The organism is Pseudomonadales bacterium (assembly GCA_024234215.1).
GTDB lineage: Bacteria > Pseudomonadota > Gammaproteobacteria > Pseudomonadales > UBA5862 > JACKOQ01.
The window spans coordinates 227,959-243,909 of sequence record JACKOQ010000004.1; the positions used below are offsets into that span (position 1 = coordinate 227,959).

The 15,951-nt window shown below is 65.2% G+C and carries 15 protein-coding genes and 1 tRNA gene; 9 read left to right on the forward strand and 7 right to left on the reverse strand.

Annotated elements, in window-relative coordinates; genetic code table 11:
• Nucleotides 1–334: 334 nt before the first annotated feature.
• The gene (locus H7A13_09485; protein ID MCP5333568.1) at nt 335–1,468 is read left to right on the forward strand and encodes a CoA transferase; all 1,134 of its coding nucleotides are present in this window, start codon (nt 335–337) and stop codon (nt 1,466–1,468) included.
• A gap of 96 nt (nt 1,469–1,564) precedes the next feature.
• Here the strand turns inward: H7A13_09485 and H7A13_09490 are convergent, their stop codons facing one another.
• The 7 genes from H7A13_09490 to H7A13_09520 all read right to left on the reverse strand — a co-directional run bounded on the left by H7A13_09490 (nt 1,565) and on the right by H7A13_09520 (nt 8,857).
• Nucleotides 1,565–2,491: a hypothetical protein gene (locus H7A13_09490; protein MCP5333569.1), complete on the reverse strand. Its 927-nt coding sequence runs from the start codon at nt 2,489–2,491 to the stop codon at nt 1,565–1,567.
• A 126-nt stretch (nt 2,492–2,617) separates the two neighbouring features.
• Nucleotides 2,618–3,076 (reverse strand): MaoC family dehydratase, encoded by a 459-nt coding sequence (locus H7A13_09495; protein ID MCP5333570.1) that lies wholly within the window; start codon nt 3,074–3,076, stop codon nt 2,618–2,620.
• Nucleotides 3,077–3,116: 40 nt separating this feature from the next.
• Nucleotides 3,117–4,742: a long-chain fatty acid--CoA ligase gene (locus H7A13_09500; GenBank protein ID MCP5333571.1), complete on the reverse strand. Its 1,626-nt coding sequence runs from the start codon at nt 4,740–4,742 to the stop codon at nt 3,117–3,119.
• A gap of 68 nt (nt 4,743–4,810) precedes the next feature.
• Nucleotides 4,811–5,575 carry a molybdopterin-synthase adenylyltransferase MoeB gene (gene moeB / locus H7A13_09505; GenBank protein MCP5333572.1) on the reverse strand — a complete coding sequence of 255 codons (765 nt, stop codon included), beginning with the start codon at nt 5,573–5,575 and terminating at the stop codon, nt 4,811–4,813.
• Nucleotides 5,568–6,416, reverse strand: coding sequence for a peptide chain release factor N(5)-glutamine methyltransferase (gene prmC, locus H7A13_09510; protein ID MCP5333573.1), 849 nt, complete (start codon nt 6,414–6,416; stop codon nt 5,568–5,570). Before prmC ends, moeB begins: the two co-directional genes overlap by 8 nt.
• 30 nt (nt 6,417–6,446) lie before the next feature.
• Nucleotides 6,447–7,535 carry a peptide chain release factor 1 gene (prfA, locus tag H7A13_09515; protein MCP5333574.1) on the reverse strand — a complete coding sequence of 363 codons (1,089 nt, stop codon included), beginning with the start codon at nt 7,533–7,535 and terminating at the stop codon, nt 6,447–6,449.
• A complete protein-coding gene (locus H7A13_09520; GenBank protein ID MCP5333575.1) occupies nt 7,532–8,857 on the reverse strand; it encodes a glutamyl-tRNA reductase in 1,326 nt (441 codons plus the stop codon). The genes prfA and H7A13_09520 overlap by 4 nt, the downstream gene beginning before the upstream one ends.
• A 241-nt stretch (nt 8,858–9,098) precedes the next feature.
• Here H7A13_09520 and H7A13_09525 point away from each other — a divergent pair, with 241 nt between their 5' ends.
• The 8 genes from H7A13_09525 (at nt 9,099) to ychF (ending at nt 15,850) form a co-directional block, all read left to right on the forward strand.
• Nucleotides 9,099–10,853 carry a tetratricopeptide repeat protein gene (locus tag H7A13_09525; protein ID MCP5333576.1) on the forward strand — a complete coding sequence of 585 codons (1,755 nt, stop codon included), beginning with the start codon at nt 9,099–9,101 and terminating at the stop codon, nt 10,851–10,853.
• Nucleotides 10,850–11,461, forward strand: coding sequence for an outer membrane lipoprotein LolB (lolB, locus tag H7A13_09530; GenBank protein ID MCP5333577.1), 612 nt, complete (start codon nt 10,850–10,852; stop codon nt 11,459–11,461). The genes H7A13_09525 and lolB overlap by 4 nt, the downstream gene beginning before the upstream one ends.
• Nucleotides 11,458–12,303 (forward strand): 4-(cytidine 5'-diphospho)-2-C-methyl-D-erythritol kinase, encoded by an 846-nt coding sequence (ispE, locus tag H7A13_09535; GenBank protein MCP5333578.1) that lies wholly within the window; start codon nt 11,458–11,460, stop codon nt 12,301–12,303. Before lolB ends, ispE begins: the two co-directional genes overlap by 4 nt.
• Before the next feature lie 54 nt (nt 12,304–12,357).
• Nucleotides 12,358–12,432: transfer RNA gene (locus tag H7A13_09540), tRNA-Gln, on the forward strand.
• Between the two features lie 65 nt (nt 12,433–12,497).
• Complete coding sequence (locus H7A13_09545) at nt 12,498–13,439, forward strand: ribose-phosphate pyrophosphokinase (protein MCP5333579.1); 942 nt, start codon at nt 12,498–12,500, stop codon at nt 13,437–13,439.
• An 89-nt stretch (nt 13,440–13,528) separates the two neighbouring features.
• Nucleotides 13,529–14,137 carry a 50S ribosomal protein L25/general stress protein Ctc gene (locus tag H7A13_09550; GenBank protein MCP5333580.1) on the forward strand — a complete coding sequence of 203 codons (609 nt, stop codon included), beginning with the start codon at nt 13,529–13,531 and terminating at the stop codon, nt 14,135–14,137.
• A gap of 21 nt (nt 14,138–14,158) precedes the next feature.
• Nucleotides 14,159–14,743 carry an aminoacyl-tRNA hydrolase gene (pth, locus tag H7A13_09555; GenBank protein ID MCP5333581.1) on the forward strand — a complete coding sequence of 195 codons (585 nt, stop codon included), beginning with the start codon at nt 14,159–14,161 and terminating at the stop codon, nt 14,741–14,743.
• Between the two features lie 18 nt (nt 14,744–14,761).
• Nucleotides 14,762–15,850: a redox-regulated ATPase YchF gene (gene ychF / locus H7A13_09560; protein ID MCP5333582.1), complete on the forward strand. Its 1,089-nt coding sequence runs from the start codon at nt 14,762–14,764 to the stop codon at nt 15,848–15,850.
• Nucleotides 15,851–15,951 lie beyond the last annotated feature (101 nt).

Genomic DNA, 15,951 nt, shown 5'->3' on the forward strand with positions numbered 1-15,951 from the left:
TTTTGTTGAAGATGTTTTGATCCTCCACTGAGGGCGATCCCGGTTCTGGATCTTCGGTGCGGCCCAAAGGATGCAGATCGAAGAGCGATCCGGCGATCGCGGCCGAAGCCCGCGGCAGCAGACCCTGTTCCTGCCGGACCATGGCCGCGGGTTCGTGAGCGCCTTCGAGGCCCTGGATTCATGCGCGACGGGAGCAGTGCAACAAATTGCCGCTGTCGGCCTTACGATTTAGTATGGCGGCGACACTCTGAATTGGCTGGGATGCCATGCAGCGCTTTCCCGCCGACCGCCTGCGTCACCCTCTTTACAACGAAAATAACGATGGAGAATCGATATGGGACCTCTTGCTGGAGTCAAGATCATCGAAATCGCCGGAATCGGCCCCGGCCCCTTCTGCGGCATGATGCTGGCCGACATGGGCGCCGAAGTGATCCGGGTCGATCGCGCCAGCGCGCCGGCCAATGCGCCGCGCTCCAATGACGTGCTGGCACGGGGCCGTCGCTCGATCGCGCTCAACCTCAAAAAGCCCGAAGCGATCGAGACGGTGCTGAAGCTGTGCGAGCAGGCCGATGCCGTGTTCGAGGGGTTTCGTCCCGGTGTCGCCGAACGGCTCGGCATTGGTCCCGATGCCTGCATGGGTCGCAACCCGAAGCTGGTCTACGGCCGCATGACCGGTTGGGGGCAGGATGGCCCCATGTCCCAGGCGGCCGGCCATGACATCAACTACATCTCGCTGTCGGGTGCGCTGCACGCCATTGGCCCCAAGGGGGGCAAGCCGGTGCCACCGCTCAATCTGGTGGGCGACTTCGGCGGCGGTGGCATGCTGCTCGCCTTCGGCATGGTCTGTGCGCTGCTCGAAGCGGGCCGTTCCGGCCGTGGCCAGGTGGTGGATGCCTCGATGGTCGAAGGCTCCGCCGCGCTGATGGCGATGATCTACTCCTTCGCCAGTGGCGGTGGCCACAGCGAGGAGCGTGGCACCAACATGCTCGATGGCGGCACCCACTTCTATGACACCTACGAGACCCGGGATGGCAAGTACATCTCGCTGGGGTCGATCGAGCCGCAGTTCTACGCGCTGCTGATCGAGAAGGCGGGACTCGATCCACAGAAGTTCGCGCCGCAGATGGACCGCAGCAAGTGGCCGGAGCTCAAGGAGGAGCTGACCCGGGTGTTCAAGACCAGGAGCCGCGATGAGTGGTGCGCCATCATGGAGGGCAGTGATGTCTGCTTTGCGCCGGTGCTGTCGTTCCGCGAGGCGCCCAGCCATCCCCACAACGTCGCCCGCAACTCCTTTGTCGAGATCAATGGCGTGATGCAGCCGGCGCCCTGCCCGAAATTCAGCCGCAGCGCGCCGGAGCAGCCCCGGCCGCCACGCCGGGCCGGTGAGGACACCGAGGCGGTGCTGAGCGACTTCGGCTTCAGCAGCGGTCAGATCGCCAGCCTGCGCGCGGCGGGTGCCCTGGCCTGAGCGAAGTTGCCGTCGACTGTGCAATTCCGGCAATGAACGGGGTTGCACAGTCGCTTCGAGTGGACATTCAGCGCGTGGCCGATCGGTGCCGCGCCTTCATCCACTGCCAATGGCCGCCAGCGGCACCAGGGTCATCAGCGCCCGGTAGAGCAGGGCGCCATCTTCCAGCACGCCGAAACAGGGAAAGCAGCAGTGTGCTGCCGTCCTGCCGCGCAGCCCCGTGGAAGATGCGGCGGGCAGCGGTTCGCAAACCAGCATGTAGAGCACGCTGTTGCTCTTGACGCGCCGCATCAACTGGCGGTCGACGCTGAACTGCTGTGAGGCGTAGAGCCGTGGCCGCTGCATGAAATCCTCCCCTGCCTTCAGACCACGCTCCAGCAGCGCGCAGGAGAGGTAGGCGAGCGGGAACATCTCGGGAAAAACCACCCGGTCTTCCAGTTCATTGAAGTAATGCGTCGGATCGACCTGGGCGCCGAGCAGAAAATTCTTGCCGTTGCCGGTCATCATGAACTTGCGCTTCACAAAGCATGCCTGACCCGGCAGATGGTCGCGGTCAGTCACCGCTGACAGCGGATCGGGCAGCGGCGGAGTGCCCTCTGGCAGCACCAGTGGCTGCCGGGACTCCCGCTTGTGACCCAGCAGCGCCGTGCGTTGACCTGCTCGCAGCAGCAGGCGGTTGCGCAGCAGCGTCGTCGGGCTGGTCACCAGTGTCGAAGGCTTGATCTCGAGCGTCACCTCATCACCCGGCAGCACCGGGCTGACGAAATCGAACTGATAGTTGCTGTAGCGCAGGCCATGCTGCTCGATCAGCCGCGCTTCGTCCGCCTGCTGTCGATGCTGGCGCAGCCGGTCTTCGATCCATGCCGCCAGTTGAAAGCCGAGCACCAGGGGCGCGCTGAACGGGGTGCCGGGAATCTGCCACCACAGCTTCTGGTCATGAAAGGGGTTGAAATCATCGGTCGAGAAGCGCGCGATGTCGATGTGCAACTGGGTGAAGCGGGTCGGGGCGGTGGCGGTGTGCATCGGCGGGCACCTGACGGCGGATGCGGACGATCAATGAAGAAGTGGCTGTCGTTTTGAGTGTAGCCAGGATTGACCGGATCAGCGCGCAGGGTGCGGGATGCGGCGCCGGCCGCACCCCGCGGCATTTCAGACGTAGACCAGTCCCAGGGTCTCGGCGATCAGTGCCGGCTTGTCGGCGCCTTCGACCTCCATGGTCACCTCCGACTTCATCAGAAACTGCCCCGGACGCTTCTCTTCGACCGACAGCAGCCTGTTGGTGAGCCGCACCCGGCCGCCGCTTTTGACCGGGGTGAGAAAGCGCACCTTGTCGAGGCCGTAGTTGACGCCCATCTTCACGCCTTCCGGGCGGATCGAGATGTCCTTTTGCAGGAAGGGCAGCAGTGACAGCGAGAGGTAGCCATGGGCGATGGTACCGCCGAAGGGCGAGTGTTTGGCCTGTTCGGGATCGACATGAATGAACTGGTGGTCGCCGGTGGCATCGGCAAAGGCGTTGATGCGGGCCTGGTCGACGGTGAACCATGCGGAGGGCCCCATCACCTTGCCGATGTGGGATTGCAGCATTTCGAGCGTACTGGACATTTTCATCACCTCGTTGTCGTTTTTCGGGCGTGGCGTGCCACGCGATCTAGCCTTTGAGCAGGAGCTGTTGATACTGCTCGCGCAGAACATTTTTCTGCAACTTGCCAGTGCTGCCGTGTGGCAGGGTATCGACGATGATCACCCGATCGGGCAGCCACCATTTTGCCACTTTGTCCTGCAGGTGACCGAGCATTTCGGCCTCGGTGAGCTGGGCTTGCGGCTGCAGCACCAGCAGCAGCAGCGGTCGCTCATCCCATTTGGGATGGGGCACGCCGACCACGCAGGCCTCCTTCACTGCCGGGTGGCCGATGGCGAGGTTCTCCAGTTCGATCGAGCTGATCCACTCGCCGCCCGATTTGATGACATCCTTGGCCCGATCGACGATCTGCATGGTGCCGGAGGGGTCGATGGTGGCGATGTCGCCGGTGTCGAACCAGCCGTTGACGAAGGCGTTGCGCTCTTCGCTTCTGAAGTAGCCATTGGCCACCCAGGGCCCACGCACCAGCAGGCGGCCGAAGGTCTTGCCATCTTCGGGCAGGGCCTCGCCGGCGTCATTGACGATCCTGATCTCGACCCCGAACGGCGGGCGGCCCTGTTTCATCTGCTGCCGATAGCGCGCTTCGGCCGGCAGCCGGCGCATCTGCGGCGTCGGGCTGTTGAGGGTGCCGATCGGGCTGGTCTCGGTCATGCCCCAGGCGTGGACGACGAAGACGCCATGCCGTTCGTCGAACTCCTTGATCATCGAGTAGGGGGCCGCGGCGCCGCCGATCACCACCCGCTCGACGCCGTCGAGGCGCTGCTCCTGCGCGCGCAAATGGTTGAGCAGGTCGAGCCAGAGGGTGGGGACGCCGAGCAGCAGGTTGGCGCCTTCGTCGTGAATCAGGCGGGCGAGCGATGCACCATCGAGTGCGGGACCGGGCAGGATCAGCTTGGCGCCGCCCAGTGGCGCGGCGTAGGGCATCCCCCAGGCGCAGACATGGAACATCGGCACTGCCGGCAGCACGGCGGTGTCGGCAGAGAGGTCGAGCACCTGCCGCTGACAGACCGTCAATGCATGGAGCAGCGTGGAGCGGTGGCTGTAGAGCACACCCTTGGGGTGCCCGGTGGTGCCGGAGGTGTAGCAGAGGGCCGCCGCACGGTTCTCGTCCATCGTTGGCCAGTTGAACTGGCTGTTTTCGGCCGCCAGCAGCTCTTCGTAGCAGTGCAGGCGCGGCAGGTGGCTGTGGGTCGGCATGTGGGCGCGGTCGGTCAGCACAATCAGTTCGAGCACGGTGGGAATCCGCTCGGCCAACTGCTCGACGATCGGCAGAAAGGTCAGGTCGACGAACAGGTAGCGGTCGGCGGCATGGTTGATGATGTAGGCCAACTGGTCGACGAACAGGCGCGGGTTGAGGGTGTGGACGATGGCGCCGATGCCGGAAATGGCGTAGTAGAGTTCGAAGTGGCGGTGGGTGTTCCAGGCGAGCGTGGCGATGCGGTCATTGGGGTGGGCGCCGAGGCGGATCAGCGCATTGGCCAACTGCTTGCTGCGCTGTAGGGCCTCGGCGTAGCCGTAGCGGTGAATCGGCCCCTCGGTGGTGCGGGTGACGATCTCGGTGTCACCGTGGCAGCGGGCCGCATGTTCGAGCAGGGCAGGAATCGACAGCGGACGTTGCATCATGGTGCCCAGCATGGCGTGCTCCTCTTTCTTGTTGTTGTGATGGGCGGTGCGCGGTCGGAGGCACTATAGAGGCTTGCCACTTACCCGGCAAAGTGTGGCGCGCTGGCGCAGACCGGGCAGGCGACATCCTTTGGCAGCCGTAGCGTTCGCCAGGCCATCTTGCGGCCATCGAACAGCATCAGCTTGCCGACCAGGGTCTCGCCGATGCCGGTCAGCAGCTTGATCGCCTCGAAGGCCTGCAATGTGCCGATCACCCCGACCGTCGGCGCCAGCACGCCATTGCGGGCGCAGCCCTGGGCTTCATCCTCGCCGTTGTCGCGGTAGAGGCAGTGGTAGCAGGGGCTGTCGCTCTGGCGCGGATCGAAGCTGCCGAGCTGGCCGTCGTAACCGATCGCCGCGGCCGACACCAGCGGAATGCGGGCTGTGACGCTGGCGCGGTTGAGGGCGAAGCGGATGGCGAAGTTGTCGCTGCAATCGAGCAGCAGGTCGACGCCGTCGATCCAGTCGGCCAGGTTGTCGGCAGCCAGTCGCTGTTCGATCGGCATCAGCCGCACGCCCGGATTGAGCGCCCGCAGCCGGTCGACCGCCGAGGCCACCTTGGGACGGCCGAGGTCGCTGTTCTGATGCAGAATCTGCCGTTGCAGGTTGGAGAGATCGACCCGGTCGTGGTCGGCCAGCCGCAGTTCGCCGACGCCGGCGGCCGTCAGATAGAGGGCGGCCGCGCTGCCGAGCCCGCCGAGCCCGACGATCAGCACCCGGCTGGCGAGCAGTCGCTCCTGCCCGGCGATCTCGAAGTCGGGCAGCATGATCTGTCGGCTGTAGCGCAGCAGTTGCTGGTCATCCATCGGTGTGCTCCTCGCCGATGCGGGCAGAGGTGACCCGCTCCTGTCCGCCGAGATCGTGGTGGGTCTCTATCTGATGGTAACCGAGTCGGCTCAGCAGGTCGCGCACCGCGGCGCCCTGTTGCCAGCCATGCTCCAGCAGCAGCCAGCCACCGCTCAGCAGGTGGGCGGGGGCCTGCTCGGCGATTCGGCGCAGATCGGCCAGGCCATTCTCGGCCGCCACCAGCGCCGTGGCCGGTTCGAAACCGAGCGCGGCGAGATGGGGGTCATCCGCGGCGATGTAGGGGGGGTTGCTGACGAGGGCGGCAAAGCGGCCGGCCGGCAGTGCGTCGCACCAGTCGCCCTGCAGGAAGCAGACACGGTGCGCGAGATTCAGGGTTGCGGCATTGTCCCGCGCCACATGCAGCGCGGCCGGGCTGGCATCGGTGGCGACCAGCTGCCAGGCTGGGCGCGCCTTGGCCAGTGCCAGCGCGATGGCGCCGCTGCCGGTGCCGAGATCGGCCAGCCGCAGCGGGGTGGTCGGCAGCCGTTGCAGCGTCAGCTCGACCAGCAGCTCGGTCTCGGGCCGGGGGATCAGGGTGGTGGCGTCGACCCGCAGCTCCAGATCCCAGAAACCCTGCCGGCCGGTCAGGTAGGCGATCGGTTCGCCCTGTCGGCGCCGCTCGATCAGCGCTTCGAACTGCTGCTGCTGCGTGGCACTGAGCGGGTGCTCCGGCCAGCCATAGAGAAAGCTGCTGCCGACACCGAGCAGGTGGCACAGCAGCAGGCGGGCATCCAGTTCCGGTGTTGGACTGCTGTCGAGTCGTTGGCAGGCAGTGCGCAGCAGGGCAGACAGGGTGGCCATCGCGATCAGCCAGCGGTTGCCGGCAGCGCCTCAGTGGGCATCGGCCAGGCGGGCGAGCTGTTCGGCCTGGTACTCATGCAGCAGCGGCATGGTCAGCAGATCGAGATGGCCGCCCAGCACCTCGTCGAGCTGATAGAGAGTGAGGTTGATGCGGTGGTCGGTGATGCGTCCCTGTGGGTAGTTGTAGGTGCGAATCCGCTCGGAGCGGTCGCCGGAGCCCACCTGCAGCCGCCGCGATTCGGCATGTTCGGCCTGCTGCTTGCCGCGGGCCTGATCGAGCAGCCGGGCGGCCAGCAGCGACATCGCCTTGGCGCGGTTTTTGTGCTGCGAGCGCTCCTCCTGACACTCCACCACCATGCCGCTCGGAAGGTGGGTGATGCGGATCGCCGAATCGGTCTTGTTGACATGCTGCCCTCCCGCCCCCGAGGCGCGGTAGGTGTCGACCTTCAGATCGGCCTTGTTGATCTCGATGCCGTCGATTTCGTCGACCTCCGGCAGGATGGCGACAGTGCAGGCCGAGGTGTGGATGCGTCCCTGTGATTCAGTGGCGGGCACCCGCTGCACCCGGTGGGTGCCCGATTCGAACTTGAGGTGGGAGTAGACCTGGTTGCCGGTGATGTGACAGACGATCTCCTTGAAGCCGCCGTGCTCGCCGGGCCGTTCGCTGACCACCTCGATGCGCCAGCCGCGCAGGTCGGCATGGCGGCTGTACATGCGAAACAGGTCGCCGGCGAAGATCGCGGCCTCATCACCGCCGGTGCCGGCACGAATCTCCAGGTAGACGTTGCTGTTGTCATGCTCATCGCGCGGCAGCAGCAGCAGTTGCAGCTCGGTTTCGAGCCGTTCGAGTTCGGCGCTGTCGCTGCCGAGCTCGGCTTCGGCCAGTTCGCGCAGTTCGGCGTCGCTGCTGTCGAGCAGTGTGCGGGTCTCATCGAGCTGCTGAAGCAACTGCCGGTAGCGGCCAAAGCAGAGGGCGACCGGTTCGATCTCGCTGAACTCGCGCGACAGCTCACGAAAGCGGCTGTTGTCCTGGATGGTCTCGGCCTGGCTCAGCAGGGCGGCCAGCTCCTGCTGGCGCTCCTGAATCTGCTCCAGCTTGTGCTGTATCGAGGGTTTCATCGAGGGGTCGGGTCGCTGTGGTCGCGACGGCATTCGAGGCTGAAGAGGTCGCGGTAGATCGCCAGCCGCTGCTCGCGGTCATCGAGTTCGCTGGCGGCCTTGATCTGCACCGTGGGGCCATGCAGCAGCTTGTTGGTCAGGCCGTGCGCCAGCCGCTCGATCACCTGCTGCGGATCCTGCCCCTGCGCCAGCAGTCGGCGGGCCTTCTCCAGCTCGGCCTGCTGGAGCTGTTCGGCCCGGCCGCGGTAGCGCTTGACCAGTTCGATGGCGTCGTGGGCGCGCTCTTCGCGCATCAGCTCCTCGACCCCCAGCGTGATCAGCCGTTCGGCCTCGTCGGCGGCGCCCTGGCGGCTGCGCAGGTTCTCGCGCACCACCTCCTGCAGGTCGTCGACGGTGTAGAGGTAGACATCGGCCAGTTCGGCCACCTCGGCCTCGATGTCGCGCGGCACGGCGAGGTCGACCATGAAGATCGGCCGGTGGCGGCGTGCCTTCAGTGCCCGCTCGACGGCCCCCTTGCCGAGGATCGGCAGTGGGCTGGCGGTGGAGGAGATCACCAGATCGGCCTGTGGCAGTTGTTGCGGAATTTCGCTCAGCAGGATCGGGGTGCCGCCGACCTCACGTGCCAACTGTTCGGCCCGCTCCAGCGTGCGGTTGGCCACCTGGATCGAGCCGATGCCCTGCTCCCGCAGGTGGCGTGCCACCAGCTCGATGGTCTCGCCGGCGCCGATCAGCAGGGCATGGCTGCGGCCGAGGTCGGTGAAGATTCGCCTGGCCAGCTGCACCGAGGCGTAGGCGACCGAGATCGACTGCTGGCCGATGCCGGTGTCGGTGCGCACCTTCTTGGCCACCGCAAAGGTGCGCTGGAACACCTGGTTGAGCCGGCGGCCCAGCGTGTCGGCCGCCTTGGCCTGGGCGTAGGCCTCCTTCATCTGCCCCAGAATCTGCGGCTCGCCGAGAATCATCGAGTCGAGTCCGGCGGCCACCCGCATCATGTGGCGCGCCGCCTTGGCGCCCCAGTGGGTGTAGAGGCTCTGGGTCAACTGCTTCTGTGGCAGGTGGTGGTAGTCGGCGAGCCAGGCGAGCAGCCGCTGGCGGGCGCCCGGCAGCGATTCGGGCACGCAGTAGAGTTCGGTGCGGTTGCAGGTCGACAGAATCGCCACCTCCCTGAGCGGCACACTGTCGCGCGCACTTTCCAGTGCCTCGCCGAAGCGTGCCGGGTTGAAGGCGACCCGTTCGCGCAGAGTGATGTCGGCCGTGGTGTGATTGATGCCGAGCGCCAGCAGTGCAAGGTCGGAAGCGGGGAGGGCGGACTGGTCAACCATGGTCTGTCAGTGATAACCCAGTTGTGGTGCGCATCGTGAGTGAGAAAGTGAGGCGTGCTGCCCCGGGTTCCATGGATTCACGGACAACAGCACAGGCCGCCGTGGCCGGATCTGTTGCGGCTTGCCGATCCTGTGGCGGAAATATACCACAAAAGCACGGGGTTACCGGCAGTTGCGCCGTGCCCCATTGTGGCCCATGCTTCGATGCGATTTAATGCGACATCCACTCGAACAGCCCTTCATGCCATCCACCCGCCCTCTTGCTGCCTGCATTGCCCTGTTGATGCTGCTTGCTGGCTGCGCCAGCAAAAAAGTCGACCTGCCCCAGGCCGATGCGCCAGCTCTGGCGGCCGAGGTGCCGGCGCCGGCGGCTGCACCGGCCGAACCGTCGCGGTTTCGCCCCTTTGCCAAGGAGACGCTCTACGACCTGCTGAGTGCCGAGCTGGCCGGCAAGTCGCAACAGTACGATCTGGCGCTCGATGGCTACCTGCAGCAGGCGCGGCAGACGCGTGATCCGGTCATCATCGAGCGGGCCCTGCAGATCGCCCAGTTCCTGCAGAATGACGCGGCCATGCTCGAAGCGGCCGGGCTGCTGATCGAGGTCGATCCAGCCAATTCCGAAGCGCGGCGGATGTATGCCATTCAACTGATCAGGGCCGAGCGTTACCTCGAGGCGCTGCCGCAACTGGACACCCTGCGCGCGACCGGGCAGGAGGCTGCCTACGACTATCTGGCATTGATGGCCGTTCGCCAACCGCCGGAGCGGCTCGATGGCCTGATTGTCGAGTTCGATCGGCGGCTGGCGACGGCCAGGGATGATGCGCAACTGCTGTTCGGCAAGGCAATCCTGCTCAATGCGCGTGGTCAGCGCGAGGCGGCCCTGCAACTGGCGCAGCAGTTGTCGAAGATGCCGCAGGACAATGGCAAGAGCATGGTGCTGGAGGCGCAGATCCTGTTCGGCATGGGGCGCGAACAGCAGGCCCTGCAGCGACTGGACGAAGCAGTGGCGCGCTTCCCCGACGACCTGCGGTTGCGGGTGCAGTTGATTCAACTGCTGCTGAGCCGGCAGGAGCTGGCTCGGGCCGGCAGCGAAATCGACCGGTTCAGCGCGCTGGTCGACGGCAACGATGGTGTGCTGCTGTCGACGGTGGCCGCCATGGCGGCGCGCAGCGGCCTGGTCAGTCGGGCCGAGCGACTCTATCAGCAGCTGCTCGACATCGACCACCGTCCTGATGAGGCCCACTTTCAACTGGGTCTGCTGGCACAGCAGCGCAACGATTTCAATCAGGCGTTCTATCACTTTTCGGCGATCGGCGAAGGCCCGCTCTATCTCAACGCGGTGGCCAAGCGGGCGGAGCTGCTGGCAATCACCGGTGAATTCGAGGCGATGCAGCGGCTGCTGGCCGACACCCGTGAGCAGTGGAGTTCCGCCGCGGCCAGCCTCTACCTGCTCGAAGGAGAGCTGCTGATGACCCATCAGCGGCCCGGCAGTGCGATCAAGCTCTACGATCGGGCGCTGAAGGCGCTGCCGCAGGATCTCAATCTGCGCTATGGCCGTGCGATGGCCCATGAACAGTTGGGCGATCTGGTGGCGATGGAGCGCGATCTTCGCTACATCATCAAGCGCGAACCGGACAATGCCGTGGCACTGAATGCGCTGGGCTACACCCTGGCGGTGCGCACCAAGCGTCTGAGCGAAGCCCATCGACTGATTCTGCGGGCCCACCAGTTGCGGCCGCAGGAGCCGGCGATTCTCGACAGCCTCGGCTGGGTCGAACATCTGCGCGGCAACCATGCCGAAGCGCTGCAGTTGCTGGAGCAGGCCGCCCAGCAGCTCAACGAGCCGGAGGTGATCGGCCATCTGGTTGAGCTGCTGTGGCAAGAGGGCCAGCAGGATCGGGCGCGGGCACTGCTGCGCAAGGGGATGATCGACCATCCGGCCACTCCGCGCTGGGGTGAACTGATCAAGCGCCTGAAGATCGATCTCGAACCATGAACCTGTCGTTGCGCACCGGCCTGTTGATGCTTCTGGCGCTGTGGCTGGGGGGCTGTGCCCAACTGGCCAGGCAGCCGGAGCCGACGCCAACCGGCGTGCAGGCCGCGGCGGAATTTCTCAGGCGCCAGGCGGATCTGGAGACGATGATGCACTGGCAGTTGGCCGGCAAACTGGGCATTCGCAGCGGTGACCAGGCGGTCAGCGGCTATTTCAACTGGCAGGAGGCACCGGAGCACTATCTGGTGCAGGTGAGCGGTCCGGTGGGTGGCGGCTCGATGCAGATCGAAGGACAGCCGGGTCGGGTCATCCTGCGCGACAGCGACGGCAGATCGCGTGAGGCCGACAACGTCGAGATGCTGCTGAAGAGTGAAACCGGCTGGTGGCTGCCACTGTCGCTGCTGCGCTACTGGATTCGCGGCATTCCGGCTCCGGCACTGCCCGAGCGCCACAGCCTCGATCCACAGGGGCGCATCAGCCTGCTCGAACAGGCCGGCTGGAAAATCAGCTATGCCAGTTATCGACAGGCGGGGGCGCGCGAACTGCCGGAGAAGATCGTGCTCGACACCGACCATCTGCACATCACGCTGCTGCTCAAGGCGTGGCAATGAGCAGGCTATTGACCGCGCCGGCGCCGGCCAAGCTCAACCTGTTTCTGCACATTCTGGGGCGCCGCTTCGACGGCTATCACCGGTTGCAGACACTGTTCCAGTTCCTCGACCATGGTGATCGGCTCACCTTCGAGCCGATCGAGGATGATCAGCTCGAACTGATTGCTCCGGGGCTGCCGATTCCGGCATCGGACAACCTGATCATGCGGGCGGCACGGCTGCTCAGGCGTGACACCGGCTGCCGTCTGGGCGCGCGCATCCAGCTCGACAAGCGGTTGCCGATGGGCGGTGGCCTGGGCGGCGGCAGCTCCGACGCGGCGACCACGCTGGTGATGCTGAATCGACTGTGGCGGCTGCAGCTGCCGCCGACCGAGCTGGCCCGGCTGGCGCTCGAACTGGGTGCCGATGTGCCGCTGTTCACGCTGGGGCGGGCGGCCTGGGGCGAGGGCATCGGTGAGCAGTTGACGCCGGTGCAGCTCGAAGAGCCCTGGTACCTGGTGCTCACGCCCGATTGCGAAGTGGCAACCGGTACGATCTTTCAGCATCCGCAATTGACACGCAACAGTGAGCCGATCACAATGTCGGCCTTTTTGGAGGGGGGCGGTCGCAACGATTTCGAGCCGCTGGTTCGCAAACTCTACCCGCAGATCGATGCCGCCTTCGGCTGGCTCGGAGAGTTTGCCCCGCCGCGGTTGACCGGTTCGGGCAGCTCCCTGTTTGCCCGGTTTGCAACCGAAGAGACTGCGTTGCGGCCGTTGCGGCAGTTGCCCAGTGGCTGGCGGGCTTTCGTCGCCCGGGGCTGCAACACCTCTCCACTGTATTTGAAGAGTGCAAACGAATGAAGCGGCGTCACGGAACAGTCCGGACCGCAGTACCATTCGCAGGTTTTTAACCATTGGGGTGTCGCCAAGCGGTAAGGCACTGGATTTTGATTCCAGCATACGAAGGTTCGAATCCTTCCACCCCAGCCATCTTTCCGCGCGTCATACCTGAAATCGTCCACCTTTACTGACGCCGATCAGCCTGAGGTTTCGTGATTCCGCCCATGAAAATCTTCACTGGCAATGCCACCCCGGAGCTTGCCCGCAGTGTCGCCGAGATTCTCGACATGCCGCTGGGCAGTGCGCTGGTCGGCAGCTTCAGCGATGGCGAAATCCTGGTCGAGATTCAGGAGAATGTGCGCGGTGATGATGTCTTCATCATCCAGTCGACCTGCGCGCCGACCAACGACCACCTGATGGAACTGATCATCATGGTCGATGCGCTGCGGCGCGCCTCGGCCAGCCGGATCACCGCAGTGGTGCCCTACTTCGGCTATGCCCGACAGGATCGCCGGGTGCGCTCGGCGCGGGTGCCGATCAGCGCCAAGGTGGTGGCCGACATGATGACCGGCGTTGGCATCAACCGGGTGCTCACCGTCGATCTGCATGCCGACCAGGTGCAGGGCTTTTTCGACGTGCCGGTGGACAACATCTATGGCTCACCGGTGCTGATCGACGACATCCTGCGTAACAATTTCGAAGACCTCCTGGTGGTTTCGCCCGATATCGGTGGCGTCGTGCGTGCACGCGCCTTTGCCAAGCAGCTCAGCAGTGATCTGGCAATCATCGACAAGCGCCGCCCCCAGGCCAACCAGACGCAGGTGATGAACGTGATCGGCGAGGTCGAGGGGCGCACCTGCATTCTGGTCGACGACATCATCGACACCGCCGGTACCCTCTGCAGTGCCGCGGCGGCCCTGAAAGAGCAGGGCGCGGCCCGGGTGATGGCCTACTGCACCCACCCGGTGCTGTCGGGACGCGCCATCGACAACCTCAACAACTCCGAACTCGATCAACTGGTGGTGACCGACACCATCCCGTTGTCGCCGGCTGCCCGGCAGTGCAGCCGAGTGCGGCAGATCTCGCTGGCACCGCTGCTGGCCGAAGCCGTGCGCCGGGTCAGCAACGAGGAGTCGATCAGCGCCATGTTCCGCTGATCGTTCCATTTCACCGCCCATTTCAACCACCCACCGGTCGGCGTCGTTTTGGTCGCGAAACCCGTCGACTGTCAGCAAAGGAGCCCGCGATGAGCGCTCAATTTGAACTGGACGCCGAACTTCGGCAACAGCAGGGGACAGGTGCGAGCCGCCGCCTGCGTCGTCTCGAAAACCGGGTGCCTGCCATCCTCTATGGCGGCGGCAAGGATCCGATGCTGCTCAGCTGCGTGGCCAAGGATCTGGCAAAATCGCTGGAGAGCGAGGCCTTCTACACGCACATCATCAACCTCAAGATCGGTGGCAGCAGCGAACCGGTGCTGCTCAAGGCGCTGCAACGCCACCCCAGCAAGGGGTCGGTCATGCATGCCGACTTCATGCGGGTCGAGATGAACCGCAAGATTCACGTGCATGTGCCGCTGCACTTCATCAATGAAGAGAACTGCATCGGCATCAAGCGCGATGGTGGTCGCATCGCCCACACCCTGACCGAGGTGGAGATCAGCTGTCTGCCGGGCGATCTGCCGGAATACCTCGAAGTCGACATGCTCGACGTCGGTGTGGGCCGACACATTCACCTCTCCGACCTGAAACTGCCGCCGGGTGTGGAGCTGGTTTCCCTGTCGCAGGGCGGCGACCATGACGCCCAGGTGGTGGCGGTGGTGCCGACCAAGGGTGGTGGTGACGAAGCCGGCGGTTGATCGCTCCCGCCCGGTTTTCGCTTGAGCGCGCGGATCGACGCCATCGTCGGGCTGGGCAACCCCGGCCCCGACTATGCGGCCACCCGCCACAATGCCGGCTGCTGGCTGGTCGACCGGCTGGCTGCGCTGGCCGGCGTCCGGCTGCGCGAAGAGCGCAAGTTCCATGGCCGTCACGCCCGCGCGTTCTGGCAGGGTTGCGAATTTCACCTGCTGCAACCGGACACCTTCATGAACCGCAGCGGCCGGGCCGTGACGGCCCTGCTGCGCTTTTACCAGATTCCGCCCAGCCGTCTGCTGCTGGTCCACGATGAACTCGATCTGCCGCCCGGCGTGGCCCGCTTCAAGCAAGGCGGCGGCCATGGCGGTCACAATGGCCTGCGCGACATCATCGAGCAGTTGGGCGGTGACAAAAGCTTCTACCGGCTGCGTCTTGGCATCGGCCACCCCGGAGACAGTTCACGGGTGGTCACCTATGTGCTCAATCCGCCCACTGCGGCAGAGCGCGAGGCGATCGACCAGGCGATGGATGATGCCCTGCGGGCACTCCCCGACGCCCTCAATGGCAACTGGGCGACGGCGATGAGCCGGTTGCATGCCCCCACCTGACATCGAATAGGTCCTGACATGGGATTCAAATGTGGCATTGTCGGCTTGCCGAACGTGGGCAAATCGACCCTGTTCAATGCACTCACCCAGGCCGGCATCGATGCCGCCAACTTCCCCTTCTGCACCATCGATCCCCACACCGGGGTGGTGCCGATGCCCGATCCACGGCTCGACCGGCTGGCGCAGATCGTCCAACCGGAGCGGGTGGTGCCTACCACGATGGAGTTCGTCGACATCGCCGGGCTGGTGGCGGGTGCCTCGAAAGGCGAGGGACTGGGCAACCAGTTTCTTGCCAACATCCGTGAGACCGATGCCATTGCCCAGGTGGTCCGCTGTTTCGAGGATGACAACATCATCCATGTGGCCAACCGCGTCGACCCGGTGTCTGACATCGAAGTGATCAACACCGAACTGGCGCTGGCCGACCTCGACACCGTCGAAAAGAACCTGGCCCGCAGCGCGCGTGCCGCCAAGGGTGGCGACAAGGAGGCAATTGCGCTGCATGCCCTGCTGGAGCGCATCCAGCCCGAACTGAACCAGGCCAGACCGGTGCGCACGCTGGGGCTGGAGCCTGCGGCGCTGGCACTGTTGCGGCCACTGCATCTGCTCACCGTCAAACCGACCCTCTACATCGCCAATGTCGCCGAAGGCGAGGAGGACAACGACCACGTTCGCGCGGTGCGGGCGGTGGCGGCGGCCGAAGGGGCCGAGGTGGTGGTGATCTGCAATCAGCTCGAGGCCGAGATCGCCGAACTCGAAGAGTCCGAAAAAGCCGAGTTTCTCGAATCGCTCGGCTTCGAGGAGCCCGGCCTCAACCGGCTGATCCGCGCCGGCTACCGGCTGCTGGGTCTGCACACCTATTTCACCGCCGGACAGAAGGAGGTGCGGGCCTGGACCATCCCGATCGGCGCCACCGCACCCAAGGCGGCCGCGGTGATCCACACCGACTTCGAGCGCGGTTTCATCCGTGCCGAGGTGATTGCCTACGACGACTTCGTCGCCGGCAACGGTGAGCAGGGCGCCAAGGAGGCCGGCAAATGGCGGCTGGAGGGCAAGGAGTACATCGTCGCCGATGGTGACGTGATCCATTTCAGGTTCAACGTCTGACGGTTTTTCGCGGTCGCGTGAAGCGGCGCTGGCGGGACGGCGGTAGCAGAAGAGACAAAGCCAGTGGTGCAGCGGTGGCGGTGCGGGCGGTCAGATGGCTT